Here is a 22,301-nt window from a genome sequence, read left to right on the forward strand (position 1 = left end):
CCGTGTGACGCAAGGCCGCGTCACACGGAGTGCGGCAGTCGGGGCCGACGGGTGGCGCCGCCCTGCCCTACGCCACCGTGTCGCCCGGCGCCAAGGGATGGAAACAGGCGGCGGCGCGATCGCCGTCCTGCGCCAGCGCCGGCACCCGTTGCTTGCAATCCGCCTGGACCCGCGCGCAGCGCGGATGAAAGGTGCAGCCCGGCGGCAGATGGGTGGGCGCGGGAATCTCGCCTTCGATTTTGGCCAGCCGGATGCGCGCCTGCGGGTCGGGCACGGGCGACGAATCGCGCAACACCCTGCTGTACGGATGCCGCGGCTGGTCCAGCACCTGCGCGGTGGGACCGCGCTCGATGATGCGGCCCAGGTACATGACGCAGACCGTATCGCAGAAATGCCGCACCACGCCCAGGTCGTGCGAGACGAACACGAACGACAAGCCGCGGTCGCGCTTCAGGCGCTCCAGCAATTGCAGGATCTGCGCCTGCACCGATACGTCCAGCGCCGACACGGGTTCGTCGGCCACGATCAGTTCCGGATCCAGCACCAGGGCGCGGGCGATGCCGATGCGCTGGCGCTGGCCGCCGGAAAACTCGTGCGGATAGCGGTCCAGCGCGGACAGCGGCAGCCCCACTTCCTGGATCGTCTGTTCGATCTTGGCGTCGATCTGCGCGGCCGTGCCGCGACGATGCACGCGCAGGGGTTCGGACAGCGCCTGGCGCACCGTGCGGCGCGGGTTGAGCGAGGCGTACGGGTCCTGGAACACGATCTGGATGCGCTGGCGCAACGCCCGCAGCGCCGAGGCGCTGGCCTGGCGGATGTCGTGGCCGTCGAACACGATGCTGCCTTCGTCGGGCTCGATCAGGCGCAAAAGCGTGCGCGCCACGGTGGACTTGCCGCAGCCCGATTCGCCCACCAGCCCCAGCGACTGGCCGCGAGCGACGCTGAACGACACGTCGTTGACGGCCCGGACGGTCTGGCGCGGCCCGCCCAGCCAGCCGCCGCCGCTTTCGAAACGCTTGACCAGATTGCGCACCTGCAACAGCTCGCTCATGCCTTGTCCTCGTACGGTTCGGCGCGCACCACGCAGCGCACCTGGTGACCCGGGCCGATGCCGGCCAGGTCCGGCCGACGGGCCTCGCAGCGCGCCTCTTTGAGGCGGCAGCGCGGCGCGAAGGCACAGCCGGCCGGCATCGCCGTAATGGCCGGTACGCCGCCCGGAATCGATTCCAGCACCTGGCTGTCGGCGTCCACGCGCGGCATGGCGCGCAGCAGCGCTTCGGTATAGGGATGGGTGGGCCGCGCGAACAGCGTCTGCACGTCGGCCGTCTCGACCACTTCGCCCGCATACATGACGGCGACGCGGTCGGCGATCTGCGCCACCACGCCCAGGTTGTGGGTGATGAACAGCACGGCCATGCCGTGCGCCGCCTTCAGTTCGGACAGCAGGTTCAGGATCTGCGCCTGGATGGTGACGTCCAGCGCCGTGGTGGGTTCGTCGGCCAGCAGCACCCGCGGCTTGCAGGCCAGCGCCATCGCGATCATGACGCGCTGGCGCATGCCGCCCGAGAACTGGTGCGGATAGTCGTCGAAGCGCCGCGCGGCAGCGGGAATCCTGACCTCTTCGAGCACCTCCAGCGCCAGCCGCCGCGCCTCTTTCCACGACAGCTTGCGATGCAGCCGGATGGCCTCGGCGATCTGGTCGCCCACCGTCATGGTGGGGTTCAGGGACGTCATCGGTTCCTGGAAGATCATGGCGATGGCCTCGCCGCGCAGCCGGCTCATCTGCTTTTCGGACAGGGCCGTGAGGTCCTGGCCGTCCAGCAGCACCTGGCCGCCGCCATGGCGGGCGCCGGAAGCGGGCAACAGGCGCAGCACCGACAGCGCGGTCACGCTCTTGCCGCTGCCGGATTCGCCGACCACGGCCAGCGTTTCGTTGCGGCCCACTTGCAGCGAGACATCGCGCACCGCCGCGTGCCAGGCGCCGCCAGCGCGGAATTCCGTGCGCAGCGCGCGCAGTTCCAATACGGGGGCTTCTGCAGTCATGAACGCTCCGAACGCAGCTTGGGGTCAATGGCGTCGCGCAAGGCGTCGCCCAAGAGGTTGAGCGCCAGCACGGTCAAGAGGATGGCGACGCTGGGAAACACCGTCAGCCACCAGGCGTCCAGGATGTTCTCGAAGCCTTCGCGGATCATGCTGCCCCAGGTGGCCGCAGGCGGCGGCACGCCCAGCCCGATGAAGCTGAGCGAGGCTTCGGTGCGGATGGCGGATGCCATCCACAGCGAACCCAGCACCACGACGTCGGACACCATGTTGGGCAGGATGTGCGCGCCCATCAGGCGCAGCGGGCCGTAGCCCAGCGCCCTGCCCGCTTCGACGAAGTCGCGCTGCTTGAGCGCGATGGTGGGGGCCCGCGCCACCCGCACGAACGGCGCGATCTCTGTGATGGCGATGGCGATGATCAGGTTTTCCAGGCTGGCGCCCAGCATCGCGGCCACCATCAGGCCCAGCAACAGCGTGGGAAACGACAGCAGCACGTCGACCAGGCCCATGATCAGCTGGTCCACCAGCCCGCCGACGTAGCCGGCCAGGATGCCCAGCGCAGAGCCGATGCACATGGCGATCAGGATGGCCACGAAGCCCACCAGCAGCGACACGCGGGCGCCGTAGATCAGGCGCGACAGCACGTCGCGGCCATAGCTGTCGGTGCCCAGCCAGAATTCGGCCGACGGCGGTTCGAGGCGATAGGCAATGTTCTGCTGCAGCGGGTCGTGCGGCGCCAGCCAGGGCGCCAGCACGGCGGCCAGCACGATGACGAGCAACAAGCCGATGCCGACCCAGGACAGGCGGTTGCGGGACAGGGCCTGCCACAAGGCGTTGGGGCGGGCGGACGGGGCGGTGGCGACGGCGCTCATTGGTATTTCACCCGGGGATCGACCAGCCCGTACACCAGGTCGGTCAAGAGGTTGACGACAATCACGCAGGACGCGAACACCACCATCAGCCCTTGCAGCAGCGTGTAGTCGCGGCTGTTCAGGGCGCCCAGGATCAGCTTGCCCAGGCCGGGGCGGTTGAAGACGATCTCGGTCAGCACCGAGTTGCCGATCAGCGTGCCGAAATACAGGCCCACCACGGTGACGATGGGAATCAGTGCGTTGCGCAGGCCGTGGCGCACGATCAGCCGCGCCGGCCGCACGCCCTTGGCGCGGGCGGTGCGGACGTAGTCTTCGCCCATGACGCCCAGCATCGACGAACGCGTCACGCGCATGACGTACGCCATCATGATCAGCCCCAGGTTGAAGGCCGGCAGCACCAGGTTGCGCAGCTGCGAAGCCCAGTCGCCCGCCCCGCCGCTGCCGATCACCGGAAACCAGCGCAGCTGGATGGCGAACACCAGCAGCATCAGGATGGCCGAGACGAAAGCGGGAAACGACAGGCCGGTCAGGGACAGCAGGCGGCCCAGGTAGTCGGGCCAGGCGTTGCGGCGCAGCGCCGCCCAGATGCCCAGCGGCAGGCCGAAGACCACGCCGATCAGGATGGCGGCGGCGGTCAGTTGCAAGGTCCAGGGCAGCACCAGCGCCACCTCTTGCAGCACGGTGCGGCCGCTGGCCATGGACACGCCGAAGTTGCCCGTCAGCATGTCGCCCAGGAAGCGGCCGTACTGCACGTAGGTGGGCAAATCCAGGCCCAGCCGCAGGCGCAACGCGGCCAGGGCCTCGGCGCTGGCCTGGTCGCCCAGCATGACGGCGGCCGGGTCGCCCGGCACCAGTCGCACCAGGATGAAGACCGCGGTCAGCATCGCCAGCAGCGTGGGGATGGCCAGCAGCAGCCGCTTGATGGCGTAACGCATCATGATGCTTGCTCCTTCGCGGGCGGCTGCATCAAGCGCGCCGCCTGCAGGTTGCCGATGGCGCGGGCGGTCTGCCCGCGCAGCGCCAGGTCGGCCAGCGCGGCGCCCACCACCGGCACCAGTTCGAAACCGTGGCCCGAGAAACCGAAGGCATGCAGCACGCCGGGCGCGTTGGGCGACGGGCCCACCACCGGCAGCATGTCGTCCGTCTTGGCTTCCAGCCCCGCCCAGACCCGCACGATGCGGATGTCGCGCACCGCCGGGAACAGGTCGGTGGCGGCACGCGCGCCCTTGGCCAGCACGCGCATGCGCGCCGTGGACGTCTCGCGGTCCAGGTCGGGAATGCCCTGCAGGCCGCCGCCGATGACCAGGGTGCCCTGGTCGGACTGCTTGAACGACAGCGAGCGGCCCATGATGGCCACCACCGGCTTGATGAAGGGCCGCAGCCGTTCGCTGACCATCATCATCGACGACTTGGCCGACAGCGGAATCTGGTCGCCGGCCATCGCGGCGATGCGCGCCGACCAGGCGCCTGCGGCGTTGATGACGCAAGGCGCGGTGTAGCCGCCGGCGTCGGTCTGCACCTGCCAGTCCTGGCCTTGCTGTTCCAGGCCGTTCACGCCGCAATGTTCGATGATGCTCACCCCGGCCGCCTCGGCGCTGCGCCGGAACGCGCGCAGCGCCCGGTGTGGATCCGCCGCGCCGTCGCGCCGTGCGATCGACGCGCCCAGGCAGTGCGGACTCAGTTCGGGCAACAGGCGACGCAGCTCGTCCGGCCCGATGATTTCCTCGTGGGTATAGCCGGCGGCGCGCAGGCCCGCCACGCGCGCCTCCAGCTTGGCCAGCGCCGCGGGCGTTTCGGCCACGCAGATCTGGCCATGGGCATGAAAGCCGCAGTCATCGCCCACCAGCGACGCCATGGCGTGCCACATGTCCATGGCTTCCAGCGACAGGTCCAGTTCGCCCAGGTCGCGGTTCAGCGTGCGCACCCCGGCGGCCGTGGCGCCGGACGCATGGCGGCCGACCCAGTGTTTTTCGATGACGATGACGCGCTTGCCTTCGCGCGCCACGTGCAGCGCCGCCGACAGGCCATGCAGGCCGCCGCCGATCACGATCACATCGCAATGCCGTGCGCTCATGCCTGTTCTTCCTCGATGTCCAGCGACGCCAACTCGCCCAGCGTCAAGGGCTTGAGCGGCGGGCGGATGCGGTAAAAGCCCACCTCGGCCACCGGCCGCTTCTGCTCGGCCGCCACGATATGGGCGATGGTGTAGCCGCACTGGCGGCCCTGGCACGGACCCATGCCGGCGCGGGTGTAGGACTTGATCTGGTTGGGCCCGGGCTGGCCGATGGCGGCGGCGCGGCGGATGTCGCCCGCCGTCAGTTCCTCGCAGCGGCAGACGATGGTGTCGTCGGGCGGCGCGAAGATGCCGGCGCGCGGCGGATACAGCGCGTCCAGCATGGGACGCAGCCGCAGCAGCGCGGCCAGCTTGCTGCGCAGGGGCGCTGCCGCCTCGGCCGCGGCCTGCGGCGTCAGCTTGCCGGCGTGCAGCGCAATGCCCAGCGCCGTCAGTTCGCCGCGCACGCACGCGGCCTGCGCGCCGCCGATGCCGGCGCCGTCGCCGGCGACAAAGATGCCGGACCGGCTGGCCTGGCCCCAGTCGTCCAGGTCCGGCGCCAGGCAGGCCTGCTGGGCGTTCCAGCTGTGCGTGCATTCCAGCGCGCGGGTCATGTGGATGGACGGCACCACGCCTTCATGGGACAGCAGCACGCTGGCCGGCGCCCGCACCGCGCGGCCGTCGGCCGTGCTGTATTCGATTTCGCGCAATTGCCCGTCGCCCAGCGCGCGCAGCGTGGTCACCCCCCGCACGCGCTTGACGCCGGCCGCGCGGATTTCGCGCAGCCAGGCCAGGCCCTTGCGCACCTCGCCCCAGGCGGCCAGCGCGTCGCCCGCCCAAGGCAGCGCCCGGCGCCAGCCGCCGGGCGGCGAGGTGTCCAGCCAGCCGGCGATCTGGCCGCCTGCGCGCAGCAACTGCGCCATGTACAGCAAGGGCAAGGGGCCGCTGCCGGCCACCCAGACAGGGCCGGCCGGCACCTGGCGCGAGGTCTTGAGCAGGATCTGCGCGGCGCCCACGGTCAGCACGCCGGGCAAGGTCCAGCCGGGGAACGGCGCGGGCCGCTCCTGGGCGCCCAGCGCCAGCACCACGCGGGCCGCCCGAACCACTTCGGCACGGCCCTTGCGGGTCATGTAGACATGCCAGTCAGGTTCGATCTGCCAGACCTGGGTATCGGGTTCGTAGAACGCGCCACAGGTACGGAAGCGCTCGGCCAGGCTTGCGCCGGCGCGGTATTCGTCGCCCAGCAGCCGGCCGGTGGGCGTGGCCGCCACCGCTTCGACCGCGCGCCAGATCTGGCCGCCCGGGGCCGGCTGTTCGTCCACCACCAGCACCGACAGGCCTTGGGCCCGCAGGCCGATGGCCGCGCTCATGCCGGCGGGGCCGGCGCCGATCACCACCACATCGAATTCGCGTTTCATGGCAGCACGCTCCGCTTGCCGAACTGGCGCTGCACCTGCATGCCTTCGCGCACGGTGACCAGGCAGGTCTGGGTGGACGCCACGCCGTCGACGACGGCAAGGCAGTCAAAGCACACGCCCATCATGCAGAACGGGGCGCGCGGGCTTTCGTTCACGGGGGTGGTGCGGCTGGCGGGGGATTCCTGGCGCAGCAGCACCGCGGCCACGGTCTCGCCGGGGGTCGCGGCTACCGGTTCGCCGTCGATGGTGAGCGTCAGCGCGGGCGCGCCGGACTCAGGCAACTTTCTGAACATTGAAGCGCTCATGGTGAAAGGCATCCAGGGTTTCAAGGGGCGTGCCGTGGGCCAGCGCGCGGGCGTACGGCCCGGCATGGAACGAGGCCAGCGTCACGCCGGAATGGCAAAGCGCGATGGACACGCCATCGTGGGTGGGAGACTGCGCGTAGACCGGACCGCCGTCGGGCGTCATGATCCGCAGGCACGACCAGTGCCGCACCAGCCGCGCGGCGGCCAGCCCCGGCAGGATGCGCAGGGCGTTGCGGCTCATGCGCGCCGCGGCGACCGAGGTGGTGCCCAGGTCGTAGCCGACGTCTTCCTGCGTCAGGCCCACCATGACGGTGCCCTCGCCCGTCTGGCGCATGCCGCTGGCGGGCACTGGCAGCAAGGGCGCCAGGCGCTCGGTGACCAGGATCTGGCCGCGTTGCGGCCGCAGCGGCACGTCCAGCCCGACCATCGCGCCCAGCGCGGCGGAACCCAGGCCGGCGGCGATGAGCAGGCGCGACGCGCGGGCTTGCAAGGCGCCGGCGCTGACCTGCACGCCGCCGCCGGTGGCATGGGTGATGGCCGTTACCGCGTGGCGGTTGCGCAAGTGACCGCCGCGCCGCAGAAACGCGGCCTGCAGCGCCGCCAGCAGGCGCAGCGGATTGACATGGCCGTCCTGCTCGCCCAGGCTGGCGCCGGCCACCGCGTCGCCCAGTAGCAGCGTGGGAAAGCGGCGCCGCAGCTCGGCGCGATCCAGTATCCGGGTACAGGACGGCAGGTCCGGCGCCTGCCCGTGCCAGGCGTCCAGGCGGGCGGCGCGGCGGGCCAGCTCATCGTCACTCATGCAGAAATGCAGGCCGCCGCGCTGCTCGTAGTCCAGCGCGATGCCGCTGTCGTCTTGCAACTGGCGGGCGAAATCCGGCCACGCCTCTACGGCCTGGTGCGACAGCCGCTGGTAGGCGGGGTAGCCATGGCCCTTGCCCTGCAGCCAGACCAGGCCGAAGTTGGCCTTGGCGGCGCGGTAGTCGGTATCGCCGCCGTCCAGCAGCAGCACGCGCTGCCCCGCGCAGGCCAGGCCGTAGGCCACCGCGGCGCCGACCATGCCGGCGCCGGCCACGATCACGTCGTAGTCATGCGCCATGGTGCGGGGTCCTGGCAAGAGAGGTTGCGGCGGCGTCGCGCATCCTTGCATGGCCACCCGCCACGCTATAACCTTTGCGACTGGCAACCGGGCCACAGCCCTGTGAGGTTATGGCATGAAAGAGACCCTGAACCTGCGGCAGATCGAAGCCTTCAAGGCGGTGGTGGAACACGGCACCGTCAGCCAGGCCGCCGTCGTGCTGGGCGTGTCGCAGCCCGCGGTGAGCAAGCTGCTGTCGCACCTGGAAGCCGACACAGGGCTGGCGCTGTTCGACCGCGTGCGCGGCAAGCTGGCGCTGACCGCCCAGGGCATGCGCCTGTACCAGGAAATCGACCGCGTTTTCAGCGGCCTGCGGCAGGTGGAACAGGCGGTGGATTCGATCCGTCGCGACGAGCAGCGCACCTTGACGGTGGGCGTGCTGCCGGCCTTGGCGGGCTCGTTCATCCGCCGCGCCACCATGCGGTTCCTGGAAAGCCAGCCCGACGTGCGGGTGTCGATCCAGATCCGCGGGTCGCTGTTCCTGGCCGACTGGCTGGCCACCCGCCACATCGACGTGGCGCTGGTGGGCAGCCGGGTCGACAACCCGTATATCGAACGCGAGGCCCTGTTCCGCTTTCCGCTGGTGTGCGCCCTGCCCGTCAATCACGAGCTCACGCGCAAGCGTGTGATCCGGCCGCGCGACCTGGACGGCCTGCCGTTCGTGTCGTTCGGCGCCGACAGCCAGACGCAGGCGCTGGTGTTGCAGGCGTTCGAGGCGTCGGACGCCCGGCTGAACGTCGTGCTCGATACCAGCACGGCGCCAACGGTGTGCGAGTTCGTCGCCGCGGGCCTGGGAGTGTCGTTGATTCATCCGCTATTTGCCGAAGGGTTTCAAAGCCGCCTGGTGCTGCGGCGGTTCGATCCGGAATTGAATTTCCATTTCCAGCTCTGCCGCACGCAGGCTTCACGCAATGCGGCGTTGGTCGAGGCCTTTGTCCAGGCGGCCCGCGACGTGGCCGCGCAGGTGTCCCGGGAAGTGCTCAAGGGCAATTGATGGCGCCCGGTGACGCGGCCAGCCCGCGTGCCGGACGTCGGCCATCAAGGCGCCTTCACCGTGGTCAGCTCGGTGATGGGCGGCTGCAGGTTCAGCGCGCCCTTGAGCGCATAGCCGTAGTTCACCCGGTCGCTGTGCACCCAGACCTGCTTGAGCCCGAACAGCGGCACCGCGCAGACGTCGTCGTGGATCCTGGCCTGGGCCGCTTTCCACAGCGCCAGCTGGCGGGCGGCGTCGGGTTCGACGCGGGCCTGGCGGATGGCATCGTCGGCCACCGAGCAGTGCGAAAAATTCGACATCGCGGCCGGCGCGCCGATGGCGGCGGCCGAGTCGTAGAACTCGGTCAGGTAGGTATCGGCGTTGGGAAAGCGCGCCGCGCCGTAGAACACCAGGCCGCTCAGGTCCTGGCGGCTCTTGGCCTGGTAGGTGGCGTGATCCACCACTTCCATGTTGAGCTTGATGCCGGCCTTGGCCAGCTGCGCCTGCACGATTTCCATGATGGGCTGCTGTGCCGAGATGTTCGACACGATCGACTTGATCTCGATGCCGTTCGGAAAGCCCGCCTCGGCCAGCAGCTTGCGGGCGCGGTCCGGGTCGTAGGCATAGCCGCCCGCGCCGCAGTCCTGGCCCAGGTAGCCGTTGGGCACCACCGAGCAGCCCTTTTCGGCCACGTCCTTGCCGGCATAGCGCACGATCTCGTCGACGTTGATGGCGGCGGCAATGGCCTGGCGCACCTTCAGGTTGTCCAGCGGCTTGATGTTGCGGTTGATGTGCAGCGTGCGAAATTCCGCGGGTTCGAAGATGTCGACCTGCATGCCGCGCTTGGCCGAGCGTTCGACCCAGCGCTGTTCGCGCTTGCCCTGCATGATGTCGATTTCGTTGGACGTGAACGCCAGTTCGCGGGCGCTGTCCGACGGGATCATGCGGTACATGATGCCGCCCAACTTGGGCTTGCCGCGAAAGTAGGCATCGTTGGCCACCAGCTTCACATATTGCTGCGTGACGTGTTCGCCAAAGGCGAACGGCCCGGTGCCCACCGGCGAGGCGCCGAACTTGTCGCCCAGCTTTTCGGCGGCTTTCTTGCTGACGATATTGCCGCCGTGATAATTCGACACGCGGCCCAGGAATGCGGCATCCGGATACTTCAACGTGAAGCGCACGGTGTAGTCGTCCAGCGCCTCGACGCTGTCGATCAGCGCGAACGTGGCGGCGAAGCTGGACCGGTTGGGGTCGGCGGCGCGCTGGATCGAATAGACCACGTCGTCGGCCTTCAGTTCGCCATAGCCGGCGTGGAACGGCACGCCATGGCGCAGGTGGAACGTCCAGGTCTTGCTGTCCGGCGAGGCTTCCCAGCGTTCGGCCAGGTCCGGCTCCAGCGCCTTGGGGTCGGCGCTGCCGGCCGGAAAGCGCACCAGCGCGTCGAACATCTGCGCGGCCACGCCCTTGTCGGCCGTGGACGTGGCGCGGTGCGGGTCCAGCGAGGCGTTGTCGGCGGCGCCCGAGCTGATGCGCAGCAGCGGGCGATCCTGGGCGTGGGCGGGCGCGGTCAGGCCGGCGCTACAGGCCGCGGCCAGCGCGGCGGCAAAGACGAAAGAGGCAGGACGTTTCATGACTTCCCTTGTGCGCCGCACGGAGGCGGCTTGTCGTGGTCTGCAGTCAGCGGTACAGCGTGCTGGCAGACTAGAAGCGGCAAGCCCATGGCGTCAAAGTCCTATCCCTGCAGACCCTATTCTCCAGGGTTATACGAAGGCGGTTGCGTGCGCCCCGTCGCCCGTGACGCCCGGCACGCCTAGTGGTTAGTACTGATACGCAAAAAGACGGCAAATTCAGGGAAAACACTGAGGGCACGGCGACACTGGCAAGCCCCTGCGGGGCGCAGGGTCTCGCTTGACCGGGCTCGCCACCGCCCGTATTCTTATTTGAACGAACATTCCACAAAGGCCGCCATGCGCACCAAGGACTTCGAACCCGACGACGTCGCCGACGCCGCCATGCACGTGTTCTGGCAACGCGGCTATGCCGCCACGTCGGTGCAGGACCTGGTCGACGGCACCGGCCTGGGCCGCGGCAGCCTGTACAACGCCTTCGGCAGCAAGCAGGGCCTGTACGAGGCCGCGCTGCGCCGCTACCACGAACTGACCGTCGCCAACCTGGAACTGTTGGCGCGGCCCGGCACCGCGCGCGAACGCATCGGCCGCCTGCTCGACTTCATTGCCGACGACGAACTGCGCGAAGCCACCCGGCGCGGCTGCCTGGTGGCCAACGCCTCGCTGGAAATGGCCGGCCAGGACGAAGCCGTGGCCGAGCTGGTGCGGCGCAATTTCCAGCGCCTGGAAAAAGCACTGGAGAAAATCCTGGCCGACGCGCAGGCATCCGGCGAGATCGACGCCGGCAAGTCGCCGCGCGCGCTGGCCCGCTTCATCGTCACCACCATCCAGGGCCTGCGCGTGGTCAGCAAGGGCAACAACGCCCGCGAACGCCGCCAGTGGCTGGCGGACGTGATGGCGGTGGCGCTGGGCGCGCTGTAGCACCCGTTCTCAATCCCCGCGGTCGCCCTGTGGTGCCCGCATTTTTTTACCCCATATTGGAATGATCGTTCCAATTTAACCTGTGTTTCAATCCCCGCGAACCATGACACCCCCCTCCTCTTCCTCCGCGCTGCCCGCCAGCGCCAGCCTGCCCGACACCCCTGAAAGCCTGCCGCTGGGCAAACTGCTGGCCATGGCGCTGGCCGGCTTCATCACCATCATGACCGAGACCGTGCCCGCCGGCCTGCTGCCGCAGATCGGCCACGGCCTGGGCGTCTCGGAATCCCTTGCCGGGCAACTGGTCACCCTGTTTGCCACCGGCTCGGTGCTGACGGCCATTCCCATCATCGCCGCCACCCGCAGCTGGAACCGCCGGCCATTGCTGCTGCTGGCCCTGGCGTGCCTGTGCGTCTTCAACGTCGTCACCGCCTTGTCCAGCCACTACGGGTTGACGCTGGCGGCGCGCTTCATCGGCGGCATGGCCGCCGGCCTGCTGTGGGGCCTGTTGGCGGGCTATGCCCGGCGCCTGGTGCCGCCCCGCCAGCAAGGCCGGGCGCTGGCGGTGGGGGGCGCGGGCCAGCCCCTGGCCCTGTGCCTGGGCGTGCCGGCCGGCGCCTGGCTCGGCAGCATGATGGACTGGCGCGGCGTGTTCTGGATCATGGCCAGCGTGTCGCTGGCGCTGGTGGTGTGGGTACGCGCGGCCGTGCCTGATTTCGCCGGCCAGGCCGCGCGCCAGCGCCAGTCCATCGCGCGCACCTTTCTCATGCCCGGCATCCGCCCGATCCTGTTCGTGCTGTTCACCTGGATCCTGGCGCACAACGTGCTCTATACGTATATCGCACCCTACCTGGCACACCACGGCCAGCCGGTACAGGTGGATGCGGTGCTGCTGGTGTTCGGCGCCAGCGCCGTCGCGGGCCTGTGGCTGATCGGCCTGCAGGTGGATCGCCGGCTGCGCGCCATGACGCTGGGCTCGCTGGCGCTGTTCGCCCTGACGGCCTGCGCGCTGGGCATCGCCGGCAACCATCCGGCTGCGGTGCTGACTGGCGTGGCACTGTGGGGCCTGAGTTTCGGCGGTGCGCCGACCCTGTTGCAGACGGCCATCGCCGATACCGCCGGCGAACATTCCGACGTGGCGCAATCGATGCTGGTCACCATCTTCAACCTGGCCATCGCCTGCGGCGGGGTGCTGGGCGGGGTGCTGCTGGACACAGCGGGCGCGGGGTCGTTTACCTGGACGGTCGCGGCGGTGGCCGGTATTGCGCTGCTGGCGGCGTGGCAGGCGCGCGGGCATGGCTTTCGGGCGGGGCATCGGGCCTAGGGCCTGTCAGCGCAAAAAGAAGCCTCGCGCAGGCCCTTGGGCATATCGGCTGCCGGCCTGCGGGACGGCCCGCCGCCAGGTCCGCCCCGCCACGCGATTGCCGCCAGCGGCGCCAGCATGCAGGCCGCGGCGATCAGCAGCGTGGCGGACAGGCCCCAGCGGTCCACGCTGGCCCCGCCCGCGAGCGCCCCCAAGGCAATCGCCAGGTTGAACACGCCCACGAACAGCGAGGTCGCCGCCTCGACCGCGTCGCGGGCGGCCTGCATCATCCAGGTCTGCAAGGCAACCGACACGCCGCCATAGGACAGGCCCCACAGCAGCAATAGCGCCACCGCGCCAGGACGCAGGCCCCCCAGCCACGGCAACAACGTCAACGTGACCAACAGTCCCAGCACAATGGCCAGCAAGGTCGGACGCAAGCGCCGCGCCGCCGCCCCGCCGGCCAGGAAATTGCCGGCGATGCCGGCCACGCCATAAGCGAACAGCAGCGGCCCGATCCAGCTTTGCGCAAAGCCCGCCTGGGACTGCAGCAGCGGCCGTACAAAGGTATAGGCCATGAAATGACCAGCCACCAAAAACAACGTGATGAACAGCCCGCGCCGCAACGCCGGATTGCGCAGCTGGCCCAACAGTTCATGCCCGGTGATAGACCGTGCCACCGGCAACGACGGCAGCGACAGCGCGGCCCACAGCAGCACCGCGGCGCTCAACCCGGCCATCGCGCCGAACGCGCTGCGCCATCCTGCCAGGTCGCCAACCAGCGCCCCCAGCGGTACGCCCAGCACCGACGCCACCGCCACGCCGCCAAAAATCACGGCGGTGGCCAGGCCGACGGACGCGGGCGCCACCAGCCGGCCAGCCAAGCCGCCCGCCACCGCCCAGATGCCACCGATGCACACGCCCACCAGCACCCGCGCCGCCAGAAACCACGCCAGGCCCGGCGCCAGCGCGCTGGCCAGATTGGCGCCGGCCAGCAACAACAGCAGGCCGCAGAGAATGCGCCGCCGGTCGATGCCGCGCGCGCCCACCACCACCAGCGGCGCGCACAGGGCCGCCAGAATGCCGGGCACGAACATCAGCAACCCGCCCAGGCCCACCGACACGCCCAGGCTGTCGGTGATCGGCACCAGCAAGCCCACCGGCAGCATCTCGGTGGTGACGACGCAGAAGGTCGCCAGGCCGGCCGCGGCGACCGCGCCCCAGTCGTCGGGGCGGGCGGCGGGGTCGATGTGAAAGCCGGATCCGCCAGCGGCGGCGTCGTGGTTCGTGCGTGTCATGGGGAAGTGTCTCGTTAGGCAACAAGCCCGAGCAGCGGGTTCTTCCAGGCAGTCTACTGATTCCACATTCCAGATAAAGCAGGCTTATTTAGCAACACAAGGGACAAATCGTCGACAATCAGAATTCAGGCAGCAATGCGAACTCCGGAGCGCTTTCCATGACTATCCCCGGCATCGACCATCTCGGCGACGTGCTCGCCTTCGTGCGCGTGGCCGACGCGCAGAGCTTCACGCTGGCCTCAGAAAAACTTGGCTTGTCGCGCTCGGCCATCGGCAAGTGCATTGCTCGACTCGAACAAAGCCTGGGCGCACGGCTGCTGCACCGCAGTACCCGCAGCGTCAGCTTAAGCGACGAAGGCCGGGTGTTCTACGAGCATGCGCAGCGCATCCTGGCCGAAGTCGACAACGCCACCGACGCCATGGCCAGCCGCCAGGAAGCGCCGCGCGGCCGCCTGCGCATCGACCTGCCGGTGGCGCTGGGACGGCTGCACCTCATGCCGCTGCTGCACGACTACCTGGCGCAATGGCCCGAGGTCGACGCCGACGTCAGCTTCTCGGACGACTACACCGACCTGGTGCGCGACGGCATCGACGTCGCCATCCGCATCGGCGGCGAAGCCGACAGCCGACTGGTACGCCGCGTGCTGGCGCCGCACCGCTTGATCACCTGCGCCGCCCCCGCCTACCTGGACCGCCATGGCGCGCCCGCCTCGCCCGACGACCTGCCGCGCCACCAGACGCTGGCCTTTACTCACATGGGCGCGCTGGTGCCGTGGCGCTATGCCCATCACGACCGGGACCGCAACGTGCAAATCGCCGGCCGCATGCGGCTGGACAACACCGAAGCCCTGCGCGACGCCGCCCTGGCCGGCGCCGGCATCGTGCAGCTGGGCGCCTTTCTGGTAGGCGACGACCTGCGGCAGGGCCGACTGGTAGCACTGCTGGAAAGCTACGCCCCGCCCGGTGCGCCGGTCTGCGCGGTGTATCCGCACCGGCGGCACCTGGCGCCCAAGGTGAGGCGCTTGATCGACGAGATCGCGGCGCGCTGGGCGCTCGGTGCGCCCTGGGGGAAATGACCGACGTCTCCTCGAATTTTTCAGAAAGATCGCATATACGCGTGGCTGCGCCGCACGTAGGCTGAATGCGCCATCCGATCCGGATGAACTGGCCGACCGAAAGACATCTCCCACAGACCACATGAAAACCAGATCAACCAAGACGTTGTTTGCGCTATCGCTCGCGTTGCTCGGCGGCTGCGATGCGCAGAAAAACGAAGCCGCCAACCTGCACGAGTACTCCATCCTTCAAGCGCTTGAATACCAGTATCGCGATCTCGACCATCGCGAGCCGTACCTCATCGTGCCGAACGCATTGGGTTCCGAAGCCACTGCGATCGCATTTCCCGTCGCGGGCAGCAGCAAAGGCTACGTTTTCATGCTGGCCAATGCCAACGGCGCCCCCAAAGACAAACGCTTGCCCGAGGCCGATTTTGTTGTGACGCGAGGCGCGCTGTCAGCAGTGAAGCGCGCCACGCAGTTGTCGCCCGAAGTCGAAAGCGCCATCGCGGCCCGCAGTCTGCAAGGAACACGGGAATAGCCGGGATTGGTCTGATTGGCAGCTTTCTGCGGTCTGTACGCAATGGCAGGCAGGCCCCCAGATGCAATACTTCCTTGAAACCGGGAGCGTCGTATGTTGTGTGTGGACAGCCATTTTGATCTGGTAAGGAATTTTCCTTACAATGGAACATCCCTATGGGAGAGTCCAATGCACGACATCCACGAAGTGGCGACCCTGACCGCCAAAGGACAGCTGACCCTGCCCAAATCCATCCGCCAGGCACTCGGTGTTGACGTAGGCGGAAAGGTTGCCTTTGACCTACGCGACGGCGAGGTCGTCGTCACCCGTGCAGACGCCGAGCACGCCGACCCTGCGATTGGCGCATTCTTGCGTTTGCTGGAGGCTGACATCCGATCGGGACAGCACCTGCAAGTGCTGCCTCCAGATCTTGCGCAGGCAATGCTGGACAATGCCGGCCGCGCTCGCCCCTTGGACGAAGACATCGACGGCGACGTGGCGCTCTGATGCAACGCCACGGCTGGACGCTGCTGTTCCATGAAGGCGTGATCGAGCAAATGCGCAAGTTGCATGGCGCCATGCGACGTGCCGAACAGAACGAGCCAGCGCATGTCGACAGCAATGCCAACGTGAAATTGTTCCGCGCCTTGAGCCATCTGATGTTGGACGTCGTTCCCGGCGACCCTTCGCGCGACGATTTCCGACAAGGCAATACGCTGGGGCCTGATTATCGGCATTGGCGCAGAGCAAAGATCGGACGTCGGTTCCGGCTGTTCTTTCGCTACGACTCGACGTCGAAGGTCATTATTTACGCCTGGGTCAACGATGAACAATCCCTGCGCGCGGCCGGCAGCAAATCCGACCCCTATGCGTTGTTCGAAAGAATGCTGGGCCGGGGTCACCCCCCGGATGATTGGGCGGCTTTGAAGGCTGCCAGCCAAGCTGAGTTGACCTCGCTGGAGCGCTGATCCGCGTGGTCATCGTCTACCGCCTTTCCCTGGGTAGCTCGCTATTTGAATCAGCTATCATGATGTTCAGCATCGTCATTGACGATGCAAATGCCCGCAGCCGATTCGTCTGCCTAGCATAGCGGCAGCCAGCCGGCGCAGCGCCGCCTGCCTTACCGCCTTACACCCCGGAGTTTTCGTTGAGCGACATCTATCACTTCAGCCGCGGGTCCGCGCCGCTGCTGATCTCCATTCCCCATCTCGGCAGCCAGATTCCCGACGCGCAGCGCGCCCGGATGACGCCCGTCGGCCAGCAGTCCGGGGACACCGACTGGCACCTGGACACGCTATACCAGTTTGCCGACGCGCTGGGCGCCTCGGTGCTGGGTGCGCGCTATTCGCGCTACGTGGTGGACCTGAACCGCTCGCCCGACGACGCAAGCCTGTACCCCGGCCAGACCAAGACGGGCCTGTGCCCGACCCACACCTTCCGCGGCGAACCGCTGTACCTGAGCGATGCCGCCCTGACCGACGACGAACGCGCGCACCGCGTGCAGCATTACTGGCAGCCCTATCACGCCAAGCTGCGCGAAGAACTGGACCGCATCCGCGCCGAACACGGCACGGTGCTGCTGTGGGAAGCCCATTCCATCGCCAGCGTGCTGCCGCGCCTGTTCGAAGGCAAGCTGCCCGACCTGAACCTGGGCACCGCCGACGGCGCCAGCTGCGCGCCCGACATCCTGGCCGCCATCGGCGAACGCCTGCCGGGCTGCGGCTACACCTCGGCCGTGAACGGCCGCTTCAAGGGCGGCTACATCACGCGCCAGTACGGTGCGCCGGCCGAAGACATCCACGCCGTGCAGCTGGAAATGTGCCAGTCCACCTACATGGACGAGTCCTACCCCTACGGCTACCAGGCGCAGGCCGCGAACCAGGTCATTCCCGTGGTAGAGGGCCTGGTGCGGGCCGCGCTGGCGCAGACGCTGGCCCGCAAGCGCTGAGCCCGCCCCGCTGGATGCCGCCTCCCATGAACCGCTTTTCGGTCAGCACCACCGAGAACTATCCCGAGTGGAGCCTGCTGCTCACCTGGGTGGCGGTGGTGGAAGCGGCGTCGGTGTCCGGCGCGGCGCGGCTGCTGGACCTGTCCCAGGCGGCGGTATCGCAGCGCATCAAGCAGCTGGAAACGGCCATGTCCACCGAGCTGCTGGACCGCAGCACGCGGCCAGCGCGTCCCACGCCGGCCGGCGAACTGCTGTTCGACCACGCCGCCCGGCTGCTGGCACAGGCCGGCGACATGACGGAAAGCGTGCGCAACCTCAGCCGCGCCAAACGCAACATCGTGCGCTTCGGCTGCGTGGACTCGTTTGCCGGCACCCTGGGCCCGACGCTGATCCATGGGCTGTCGGGCGCCTCGCGCCAGATCCGCCTGTGGTCGGGCATCACGCCCGTGCTGGACAAACAGCTGGAAGACCGGCAGCTGGACCTGGTGGTCACCACCAGCGCCGCCACCGGCAAACCCGGCATCCGCAAGACCAGCCTGTTCAGCGAGCCCTACGTGCTGGTCGTGCCGCGCACCCTGGACATGGGCCGCATCACCACGCTGAAAGAGCTGGGCAAGCGCGCGCAGTTCATCCGCTACAGCGCCCGCTCGTTCATCGGCGCCGAGATCGACCGGCTGGTCGAGGCGCACGACGTGATGATCGAACGCACCTTTGAATTCGACAACACCGACCCGCTGCTCAGCCTGGTCACGGCCGGACTGGGCTTCGGCATCAGCACGCCGCTGTGCGTCTGGCAGTCGCGCCACTTCGTCGACCAGTTGCGCGTGCTGCCGCTGGCGCCGTTCCTGGGCATGGGACGCAGCGACGACGCCAGCCTGTCGCGCAGCTTCTACCTGGCGGCGCGCCCCCAGGAGGTCGGCAAGCTGCCGACCGAGGCGCGCGACGTCATCCTGGTGGCCATGGAACGGCTGGTGCACAAAGACATCGCGCCCGCGCTCGGCTTGCCGCCGGCCACGCTCTGGCGCAGCCTGCGGCGTTGATCCCGCCAGGCCCTGTGCGGGCCGGCCCGGCGGCGCGCCGATCCGCTGGCCTGGGCCGCTGGCGAACCGGCCCCACCGTCGACGACGGGCGTGCGCCCCTCACAGCGCCGCGGTCAGCGCCGGCACGGCCTCGAACAGATCCGCCACCAGCCCGTAATCGGCCACGCCGAAGATCGGTGCATCGCCGTCCTTGTTGATGGCGACGATGGTCTTGGAATCCTTCATGCCGGCCAGGTGCTGGATGGCGCCCGAGATGCCCACCGCCACGTACAGTTCGGGCGCGACGATCTTGCCCGTCTGCCCCACTTGCCAGTCGTTGGGCGCGTAGCCCGCATCCACGGCGGCACGTGAGGCGCCCAGTGCGGCCCCCAGCTTTTCCGCCAACGGATCGAGCAGCTTGAAGTGCTGCGCGCTGCCCAGGCCCCGCCCGCCCGACACCACGGTCCGCGCGCCGCCCAGGTCGGGGCGTTCGGACGTGACGATCTCGCGACTCACGACCCGCGCCAGGCCCGCATCGGCCACGGCGGCCACGTTTTGCACCGGCGCGTTGCCGCCGCCGGCGGCCGCGTCAAAGGCCGTGGGGCGGATGGTGGCCACCACCACCGGGTACGCACTGCGCACCGTGGCGATGGCGTTGCCCGCGTAGATGGGGCGCTTGAAGGTATCGGCGCCCAGCACGTCGATCACGTCCGAGACCTGCGCCACGTCCAGCAGCGCGGCAATGCGCGGCGCGACGCTCTTGCCCTGCGCGGTGGCGGCCAGGAAGACGTGCGTGTATCCGCCCGCCAGCGCCACCGCCTGCGCAGCCAGGTTCTCGGGCAGGCCGTCGGCCAGCTGCGGCGCCTGGGCCAGCAGCACCTGCGCCACGCCCGCGACGCGCGCGGCGGCATCGGCCACCTCCTGCACGCCGTCGCCGGCCACCAGCACATGGATGGGCCGCGCCAGCCGGGCCGCGGCGGCGATGGCATTGAGGGTGGCGCCGTGCAGCGTGCGCCCGTCGTGTTCGGCAATTACCAGGACGGTCATCAGATCACCTTTGCTTCATGCTTGAGTTTGTCGACCAGCGCGGCCACGTCGGCCACCTTGATACCGGGCGCGCGGGCTGCGGGCGGCTCCACCCGCAGGGTCTCCAGGCGCGAGGCCGGGTCCACCCCCAGCACCTCGGGCGAGGTCACGTCCACGGGCTTTTTCTTGGCCTTCATGATGTTGGGCAGCGTGACGTAGCGCGGTTCGTTCAGGCGCAGGTCGGCCGTGACGACGGCCGGCAGCGCCAGGTCCACCACTTCCAGGCCGCCGTCGACCTCGCGGGTGACGCGGGCGCGCCCGCCTTCGATCTGGATGGCGCTGGCCTGGGTGGCTTGCGGCCAGCCCAGCAGCGCGGCCAGCATCTGGCCCGTCTGGCAGGCGTCGTCGTCGATGGCCTGCTTGCCCAGGATCACCAGCGCCGGCTGCTCGGCCGCCACCACGGCGCGCAGCAGCTTGGCCACCGCCAGGGGCTGCAAAGCAACGTCGGTCTGCACCAGCACGCCCCGGTCCGCGCCGATGGCCAAGGCCGTGCGCAGCGTTTCCTGTGCGGCCGCGACGCCGCAGGTCACCGCGACCACCTCGGTGGCCACGCCCTGCTCTTTCAGGCGCACGGCGGCCTCGACGGCGATCTCGTCGAACGGATTCATCGACATCTTGACGTTGCCGATGTCGACACCCGTCTGATCGGCCTTGACGCGTACGTTGACGTTGTAGTCCACCACGCGCTTGACCGCGGCAATTACCTTCATGAAAAGACTCCTGGGTCAGTAGAAAATGTCCAGCAATACGGCGGCCAGGCCGGGGGGCGGCGGTGACGCGCCGCGGATGGGCGTATAGGTGTCTTCCGCCTGGCCTTCGGCGGCACGGGGGCCACCCGGATTCGCCGGGTGGCCGGTACACGCCGCCGGCCGCAGCAGGAACTCGCCCGCGGCCAACTCGGTCACGCCCTCCGGGGTGTGCCAGCCGCCCGCGACGTGCGCCACGCACAGCGTCAGGTGCCGCGCGGCGCCGCAAGCCGCCAGCGCGCCGGCGGCCACCCCGGCCCGCCCGGCTTGGGGCCCCTGGCCCACGCCGCGCACCCAGGCCCGCGCCGCTCCGCGGCGCACGAACAGGTTCAACACCTGCACCGGGCCGTCGACCAGCGTGCCGTGCCAGGCCGCGTCGCCCGCGAAGGCGACGGGCTGGCCGGGCGGCAACAGGATCTGCGCGTTGCCCTCCCGCTGCGGGACGCCTGCATCACGCAGGACCACCCCTGCACCGGACAGCACCACCGACACGCGGTCATCGCCCGCAAAGCGCGAATACGGGCCGTCCTGCGTGATATCCGCGACGCTGAGGCGCCATCGGGGCGCCGCGCCTTCGGCCGTGTCCGCGGCCAGCGTGCGCGTCACGCCGCCGCCGTTCTTCCACGGTTCGGGCGGCAGCGCCTGCCAAGAGCCCCGCCGTGCGCCGCCGGTCTCAGGAGACTGCGCCAAGGCCGTACTTCCCGGTCAGCAGCGCGCCGCGCTGAAAGCGGCTCAGCGCGTACGGCGCCAGCGACACGTCGGTGGCCAGGCCCAGCGCTTCCTGCGCCAGCACCCGGCCCACGGTGGGCGACAGCTTGAAACCGTGCCCCGAAAAGCCAAACCCCACCACCAGCCCCTGGACGCCAGGCACCCGGCCCAGCACCGGGTTCCAGTCCGGCGTCACGTCGTACACGCCCGTCCACGACGACGCCAGGCCGGCGGTTTCATAGGCCGGAAAGCGTTCGGCCACCTGCGCGCCGACCTCGGCCACGTAATCCAGCGCAATGTCGCCTTGCTCGGCGTCGCTGTGCTGCAGGGTTTCGCCCACCACGCCCTCGCTCACCAGCATCTGGTTGCCGCCATAGCTGCGGCAATACAGCATGCCGGGAGAGGCCAGGTCCTTGTAGACCGGCATCGAATAGGTGTAGGGCGCGGCCTCGCATTCCAGCGCCAGAACGGCGTGGCGTTCGGGCATGACGGGCATGGCCACGCCCGTCCAGGCGGCCAGTTCCGAAGTCCAGATGTTCTGCGTGCTGATGACGAGCGGGCTGGCGAAATCGCCTTCGGACGTGGACACGCCGGTGACCCGGCCGTTCTCGACCAGCAGGCGCTGCACGTCGACGTTTTCGCGGATGGTGACGCCGCGGCGGCGGGCGCCGCGCGCAAAGCTGGTGGCCACTAGATAAGCATCGGCAAAGCCGGCGTCCGGTTCGAAGCCGATCAATGCGGCGTCGTCGAAGGTGGCGATCGGCAACAGCTCACGCGCCTGCGCGGCGTTCAGCAATTCAAGCGCGATGCCCTGGGCCTGCTGCTGCGCCAGCGCACTGCGCAGCGGTTCCAGCTTGTCGTTGTCGGCCGCGCTGATCAGGTAGCCGCACTTGACCAGGCCGCACGAGGCTTCGTCGTCGCCCAGATAGTTGGCGAAATCGTTGAACACGCCCCATGAGCGCTGGGCCAGTTCCACGTTCTCGCGCACCGAATAGTGGGTGCGCAGAATGCCGGACGATTGCGAGGTGGTGCCCGCGCCGATCGTCGCGCGATCCAGCACCAGCACATCCTTCGCCCCCAACGCGGCCAGGTGGAAGGCCACCGAACTGCCGATCACGCCCGCCCCGATCACGATCACGTCATAACTTTTCACGACTTGGCTCCAAGAACAAGTGGCCGGAGTGTGAACCCGCGTTTCCCGGGCCATCGAAATATAAGCGCGTTGGATTTAGAGCATCGGCATTGCTTATATACAGGCCGGCGCTCCGGCGGCGGG

At 69.0% G+C, this 22,301-nt stretch carries 23 protein-coding genes; 9 read left to right on the plus strand and 14 right to left on the minus strand.

Annotated elements, in window-relative coordinates; all coding sequences use genetic code 11:
- Window positions 1-67 precede the first annotated feature (67 nt).
- The 8 genes from AC6LJ2_RS02715 to AC6LJ2_RS02750 are packed head-to-tail and all read right to left on the minus strand — an operon-like array spanning window position 68 to window position 7,784.
- On the minus strand, window positions 68-1,051 hold the full coding sequence (locus AC6LJ2_RS02715) for an ABC transporter ATP-binding protein (RefSeq protein WP_445658767.1): 984 nt from the start codon (window positions 1,049-1,051) through the stop codon (window positions 68-70).
- Window positions 1,048-2,043, minus strand: coding sequence for an ABC transporter ATP-binding protein (locus AC6LJ2_RS02720; protein WP_263911879.1), 996 nt, complete (start codon window positions 2,041-2,043; stop codon window positions 1,048-1,050). The genes AC6LJ2_RS02715 and AC6LJ2_RS02720 overlap by 4 nt, the downstream gene beginning before the upstream one ends.
- On the minus strand, window positions 2,040-2,912 hold the full coding sequence (locus AC6LJ2_RS02725) for an ABC transporter permease subunit (protein WP_263911878.1): 873 nt from the start codon (window positions 2,910-2,912) through the stop codon (window positions 2,040-2,042). Before AC6LJ2_RS02725 ends, AC6LJ2_RS02720 begins: the two co-directional genes overlap by 4 nt.
- Window positions 2,909-3,850, minus strand: coding sequence for an ABC transporter permease (locus tag AC6LJ2_RS02730; protein WP_263911876.1), 942 nt, complete (start codon window positions 3,848-3,850; stop codon window positions 2,909-2,911). Before AC6LJ2_RS02730 ends, AC6LJ2_RS02725 begins: the two co-directional genes overlap by 4 nt.
- Window positions 3,847-4,986, minus strand: a complete 1,140-nt coding sequence (locus AC6LJ2_RS02735) for an FAD-dependent oxidoreductase (protein WP_263911875.1) — start codon at window positions 4,984-4,986, stop codon at window positions 3,847-3,849. The genes AC6LJ2_RS02730 and AC6LJ2_RS02735 overlap by 4 nt, the downstream gene beginning before the upstream one ends.
- On the minus strand, window positions 4,983-6,383 hold the full coding sequence (locus tag AC6LJ2_RS02740) for an FAD-dependent oxidoreductase (protein WP_445658764.1): 1,401 nt from the start codon (window positions 6,381-6,383) through the stop codon (window positions 4,983-4,985). The genes AC6LJ2_RS02735 and AC6LJ2_RS02740 overlap by 4 nt, the downstream gene beginning before the upstream one ends.
- Entirely contained in the window at window positions 6,380-6,676 is a 297-nt protein-coding gene (locus AC6LJ2_RS02745) for a (2Fe-2S)-binding protein (protein WP_263911871.1), read from the minus strand. The genes AC6LJ2_RS02740 and AC6LJ2_RS02745 overlap by 4 nt, the downstream gene beginning before the upstream one ends.
- Window positions 6,657-7,784, minus strand: coding sequence for an NAD(P)/FAD-dependent oxidoreductase (locus AC6LJ2_RS02750; RefSeq protein WP_498150705.1), 1,128 nt, complete (start codon window positions 7,782-7,784; stop codon window positions 6,657-6,659). The genes AC6LJ2_RS02745 and AC6LJ2_RS02750 overlap by 20 nt, the downstream gene beginning before the upstream one ends.
- 115 nt (window positions 7,785-7,899) lie before the next feature.
- Between AC6LJ2_RS02750 and AC6LJ2_RS02755 the strand changes: the two genes are divergently transcribed.
- Entirely contained in the window at window positions 7,900-8,817 is a 918-nt protein-coding gene (locus AC6LJ2_RS02755) for a LysR family transcriptional regulator (RefSeq protein WP_263911869.1), read from the plus strand.
- Window positions 8,818-8,861: 44 nt separating this feature from the next.
- Here the strand turns inward: AC6LJ2_RS02755 and AC6LJ2_RS02760 are convergent, their stop codons facing one another.
- Window positions 8,862-10,427 (minus strand): ABC transporter substrate-binding protein, encoded by a 1,566-nt coding sequence (locus tag AC6LJ2_RS02760; RefSeq protein WP_445658760.1) that lies wholly within the window; start codon window positions 10,425-10,427, stop codon window positions 8,862-8,864.
- A gap of 336 nt (window positions 10,428-10,763) precedes the next feature.
- Between AC6LJ2_RS02760 and AC6LJ2_RS02765 the strand changes: the two genes are divergently transcribed.
- Together AC6LJ2_RS02765 and AC6LJ2_RS02770 are read left to right on the plus strand one after the other, a co-directional pair.
- Window positions 10,764-11,345: a TetR/AcrR family transcriptional regulator gene (locus AC6LJ2_RS02765; RefSeq protein WP_498150706.1), complete on the plus strand. Its 582-nt coding sequence runs from the start codon at window positions 10,764-10,766 to the stop codon at window positions 11,343-11,345.
- A 103-nt stretch (window positions 11,346-11,448) separates the two neighbouring features.
- The gene (locus AC6LJ2_RS02770; RefSeq protein ID WP_498150707.1) at window positions 11,449-12,666 is read left to right on the plus strand and encodes an MFS transporter; all 1,218 of its coding nucleotides are present in this window, start codon (window positions 11,449-11,451) and stop codon (window positions 12,664-12,666) included.
- Here AC6LJ2_RS02770 and AC6LJ2_RS02775 read toward each other — a convergent pair.
- Complete coding sequence (locus AC6LJ2_RS02775) at window positions 12,663-13,943, minus strand: MFS transporter (RefSeq protein WP_445658757.1); 1,281 nt, start codon at window positions 13,941-13,943, stop codon at window positions 12,663-12,665. The genes AC6LJ2_RS02770 and AC6LJ2_RS02775 overlap by 4 nt on opposite strands.
- 158 nt (window positions 13,944-14,101) lie before the next feature.
- Here AC6LJ2_RS02775 and AC6LJ2_RS02780 point away from each other — a divergent pair, with 158 nt between their 5' ends.
- The 6 genes from AC6LJ2_RS02780 (at window position 14,102) to AC6LJ2_RS02805 (ending at window position 18,506) form a co-directional block, all read left to right on the plus strand.
- Window positions 14,102-15,019: a LysR family transcriptional regulator gene (locus AC6LJ2_RS02780; RefSeq protein ID WP_263911864.1), complete on the plus strand. Its 918-nt coding sequence runs from the start codon at window positions 14,102-14,104 to the stop codon at window positions 15,017-15,019.
- 121 nt (window positions 15,020-15,140) lie between these two features.
- Complete coding sequence (locus tag AC6LJ2_RS02785; protein ID WP_498150708.1) at window positions 15,141-15,539, plus strand: hypothetical protein; 399 nt, start codon at window positions 15,141-15,143, stop codon at window positions 15,537-15,539.
- 168 nt (window positions 15,540-15,707) lie between these two features.
- Window positions 15,708-16,025, plus strand: coding sequence for a type II toxin-antitoxin system PrlF family antitoxin (locus AC6LJ2_RS02790; RefSeq protein WP_263911862.1), 318 nt, complete (start codon window positions 15,708-15,710; stop codon window positions 16,023-16,025).
- Window positions 16,025-16,486, plus strand: coding sequence for a type II toxin-antitoxin system YhaV family toxin (locus AC6LJ2_RS02795; RefSeq protein WP_445658755.1), 462 nt, complete (start codon window positions 16,025-16,027; stop codon window positions 16,484-16,486). Before AC6LJ2_RS02790 ends, AC6LJ2_RS02795 begins: the two co-directional genes overlap by 1 nt.
- 179 nt (window positions 16,487-16,665) lie before the next feature.
- Complete coding sequence (hutG, locus tag AC6LJ2_RS02800; RefSeq protein ID WP_263911858.1) at window positions 16,666-17,466, plus strand: N-formylglutamate deformylase; 801 nt, start codon at window positions 16,666-16,668, stop codon at window positions 17,464-17,466.
- Between the two features lie 26 nt (window positions 17,467-17,492).
- On the plus strand, window positions 17,493-18,506 hold the full coding sequence (locus AC6LJ2_RS02805; RefSeq protein WP_445658754.1) for a LysR family transcriptional regulator: 1,014 nt from the start codon (window positions 17,493-17,495) through the stop codon (window positions 18,504-18,506).
- Between the two features lie 99 nt (window positions 18,507-18,605).
- Here the strand turns inward: AC6LJ2_RS02805 and AC6LJ2_RS02810 are convergent, their stop codons facing one another.
- The 4 genes from AC6LJ2_RS02810 to AC6LJ2_RS02825 are packed head-to-tail and all read right to left on the minus strand — an operon-like array spanning window position 18,606 to window position 22,178.
- Entirely contained in the window at window positions 18,606-19,532 is a 927-nt protein-coding gene (locus AC6LJ2_RS02810) for an electron transfer flavoprotein subunit alpha/FixB family protein (RefSeq protein ID WP_498150709.1), read from the minus strand.
- Window positions 19,532-20,281 carry an electron transfer flavoprotein subunit beta/FixA family protein gene (locus AC6LJ2_RS02815; protein WP_445658752.1) on the minus strand — a complete coding sequence of 250 codons (750 nt, stop codon included), beginning with the start codon at window positions 20,279-20,281 and terminating at the stop codon, window positions 19,532-19,534. Before AC6LJ2_RS02815 ends, AC6LJ2_RS02810 begins: the two co-directional genes overlap by 1 nt.
- 15 nt (window positions 20,282-20,296) lie before the next feature.
- Window positions 20,297-21,007 (minus strand): HutD/Ves family protein, encoded by a 711-nt coding sequence (locus AC6LJ2_RS02820; RefSeq protein WP_498150710.1) that lies wholly within the window; start codon window positions 21,005-21,007, stop codon window positions 20,297-20,299.
- Window positions 20,991-22,178, minus strand: coding sequence for an NAD(P)/FAD-dependent oxidoreductase (locus AC6LJ2_RS02825; protein ID WP_445658750.1), 1,188 nt, complete (start codon window positions 22,176-22,178; stop codon window positions 20,991-20,993). Before AC6LJ2_RS02825 ends, AC6LJ2_RS02820 begins: the two co-directional genes overlap by 17 nt.
- Window positions 22,179-22,301: the final 123 nt, after the last annotated feature.

It is taken from the genome of Achromobacter sp. 1014246743 (assembly GCF_059760725.1).

Excerpts from the sequence above, each read along its gene's own strand:
- AC6LJ2_RS02715 (WP_445658767.1), bottom strand. The coding sequence starts at position 1,051 with ATGAGCGAGCTGTTGCAGGTGCGCAATCTGGTCAAGCGTTTCGAAAGC.
- AC6LJ2_RS02720 (WP_263911879.1), bottom strand. The coding sequence starts at position 2,043 with ATGACTGCAGAAGCCCCCGTATTGGAACTGCGCGCGCTGCGCACGGAA.
- AC6LJ2_RS02725 (WP_263911878.1), bottom strand. The coding sequence starts at position 2,912 with ATGAGCGCCGTCGCCACCGCCCCGTCCGCCCGCCCCAACGCCTTGTGG.
- AC6LJ2_RS02730 (WP_263911876.1), bottom strand. The coding sequence starts at position 3,850 with ATGATGCGTTACGCCATCAAGCGGCTGCTGCTGGCCATCCCCACGCTG.
- AC6LJ2_RS02735 (WP_263911875.1), bottom strand. The coding sequence starts at position 4,986 with ATGAGCGCACGGCATTGCGATGTGATCGTGATCGGCGGCGGCCTGCAT.
- AC6LJ2_RS02740 (WP_445658764.1), bottom strand. The coding sequence starts at position 6,383 with ATGAAACGCGAATTCGATGTGGTGGTGATCGGCGCCGGCCCCGCCGGC.
- AC6LJ2_RS02745 (WP_263911871.1), bottom strand. The coding sequence starts at position 6,676 with ATGTTCAGAAAGTTGCCTGAGTCCGGCGCGCCCGCGCTGACGCTCACC.
- AC6LJ2_RS02750 (WP_498150705.1), bottom strand. The coding sequence starts at position 7,784 with ATGGCGCATGACTACGACGTGATCGTGGCCGGCGCCGGCATGGTCGGC.
- AC6LJ2_RS02755 (WP_263911869.1), top strand. The coding sequence starts at position 7,900 with ATGAAAGAGACCCTGAACCTGCGGCAGATCGAAGCCTTCAAGGCGGTG.
- AC6LJ2_RS02760 (WP_445658760.1), bottom strand. The coding sequence starts at position 10,427 with ATGAAACGTCCTGCCTCTTTCGTCTTTGCCGCCGCGCTGGCCGCGGCC.
- AC6LJ2_RS02765 (WP_498150706.1), top strand. The coding sequence starts at position 10,764 with ATGCGCACCAAGGACTTCGAACCCGACGACGTCGCCGACGCCGCCATG.
- AC6LJ2_RS02770 (WP_498150707.1), top strand. The coding sequence starts at position 11,449 with ATGACACCCCCCTCCTCTTCCTCCGCGCTGCCCGCCAGCGCCAGCCTG.
- AC6LJ2_RS02775 (WP_445658757.1), bottom strand. The coding sequence starts at position 13,943 with ATGACACGCACGAACCACGACGCCGCCGCTGGCGGATCCGGCTTTCAC.
- AC6LJ2_RS02780 (WP_263911864.1), top strand. The coding sequence starts at position 14,102 with ATGACTATCCCCGGCATCGACCATCTCGGCGACGTGCTCGCCTTCGTG.
- AC6LJ2_RS02785 (WP_498150708.1), top strand. The coding sequence starts at position 15,141 with ATGAAAACCAGATCAACCAAGACGTTGTTTGCGCTATCGCTCGCGTTG.
- AC6LJ2_RS02790 (WP_263911862.1), top strand. The coding sequence starts at position 15,708 with ATGCACGACATCCACGAAGTGGCGACCCTGACCGCCAAAGGACAGCTG.
- AC6LJ2_RS02795 (WP_445658755.1), top strand. The coding sequence starts at position 16,025 with ATGCAACGCCACGGCTGGACGCTGCTGTTCCATGAAGGCGTGATCGAG.
- AC6LJ2_RS02805 (WP_445658754.1), top strand. The coding sequence starts at position 17,493 with ATGAACCGCTTTTCGGTCAGCACCACCGAGAACTATCCCGAGTGGAGC.
- AC6LJ2_RS02810 (WP_498150709.1), bottom strand. The coding sequence starts at position 19,532 with ATGACCGTCCTGGTAATTGCCGAACACGACGGGCGCACGCTGCACGGC.
- AC6LJ2_RS02815 (WP_445658752.1), bottom strand. The coding sequence starts at position 20,281 with ATGAAGGTAATTGCCGCGGTCAAGCGCGTGGTGGACTACAACGTCAAC.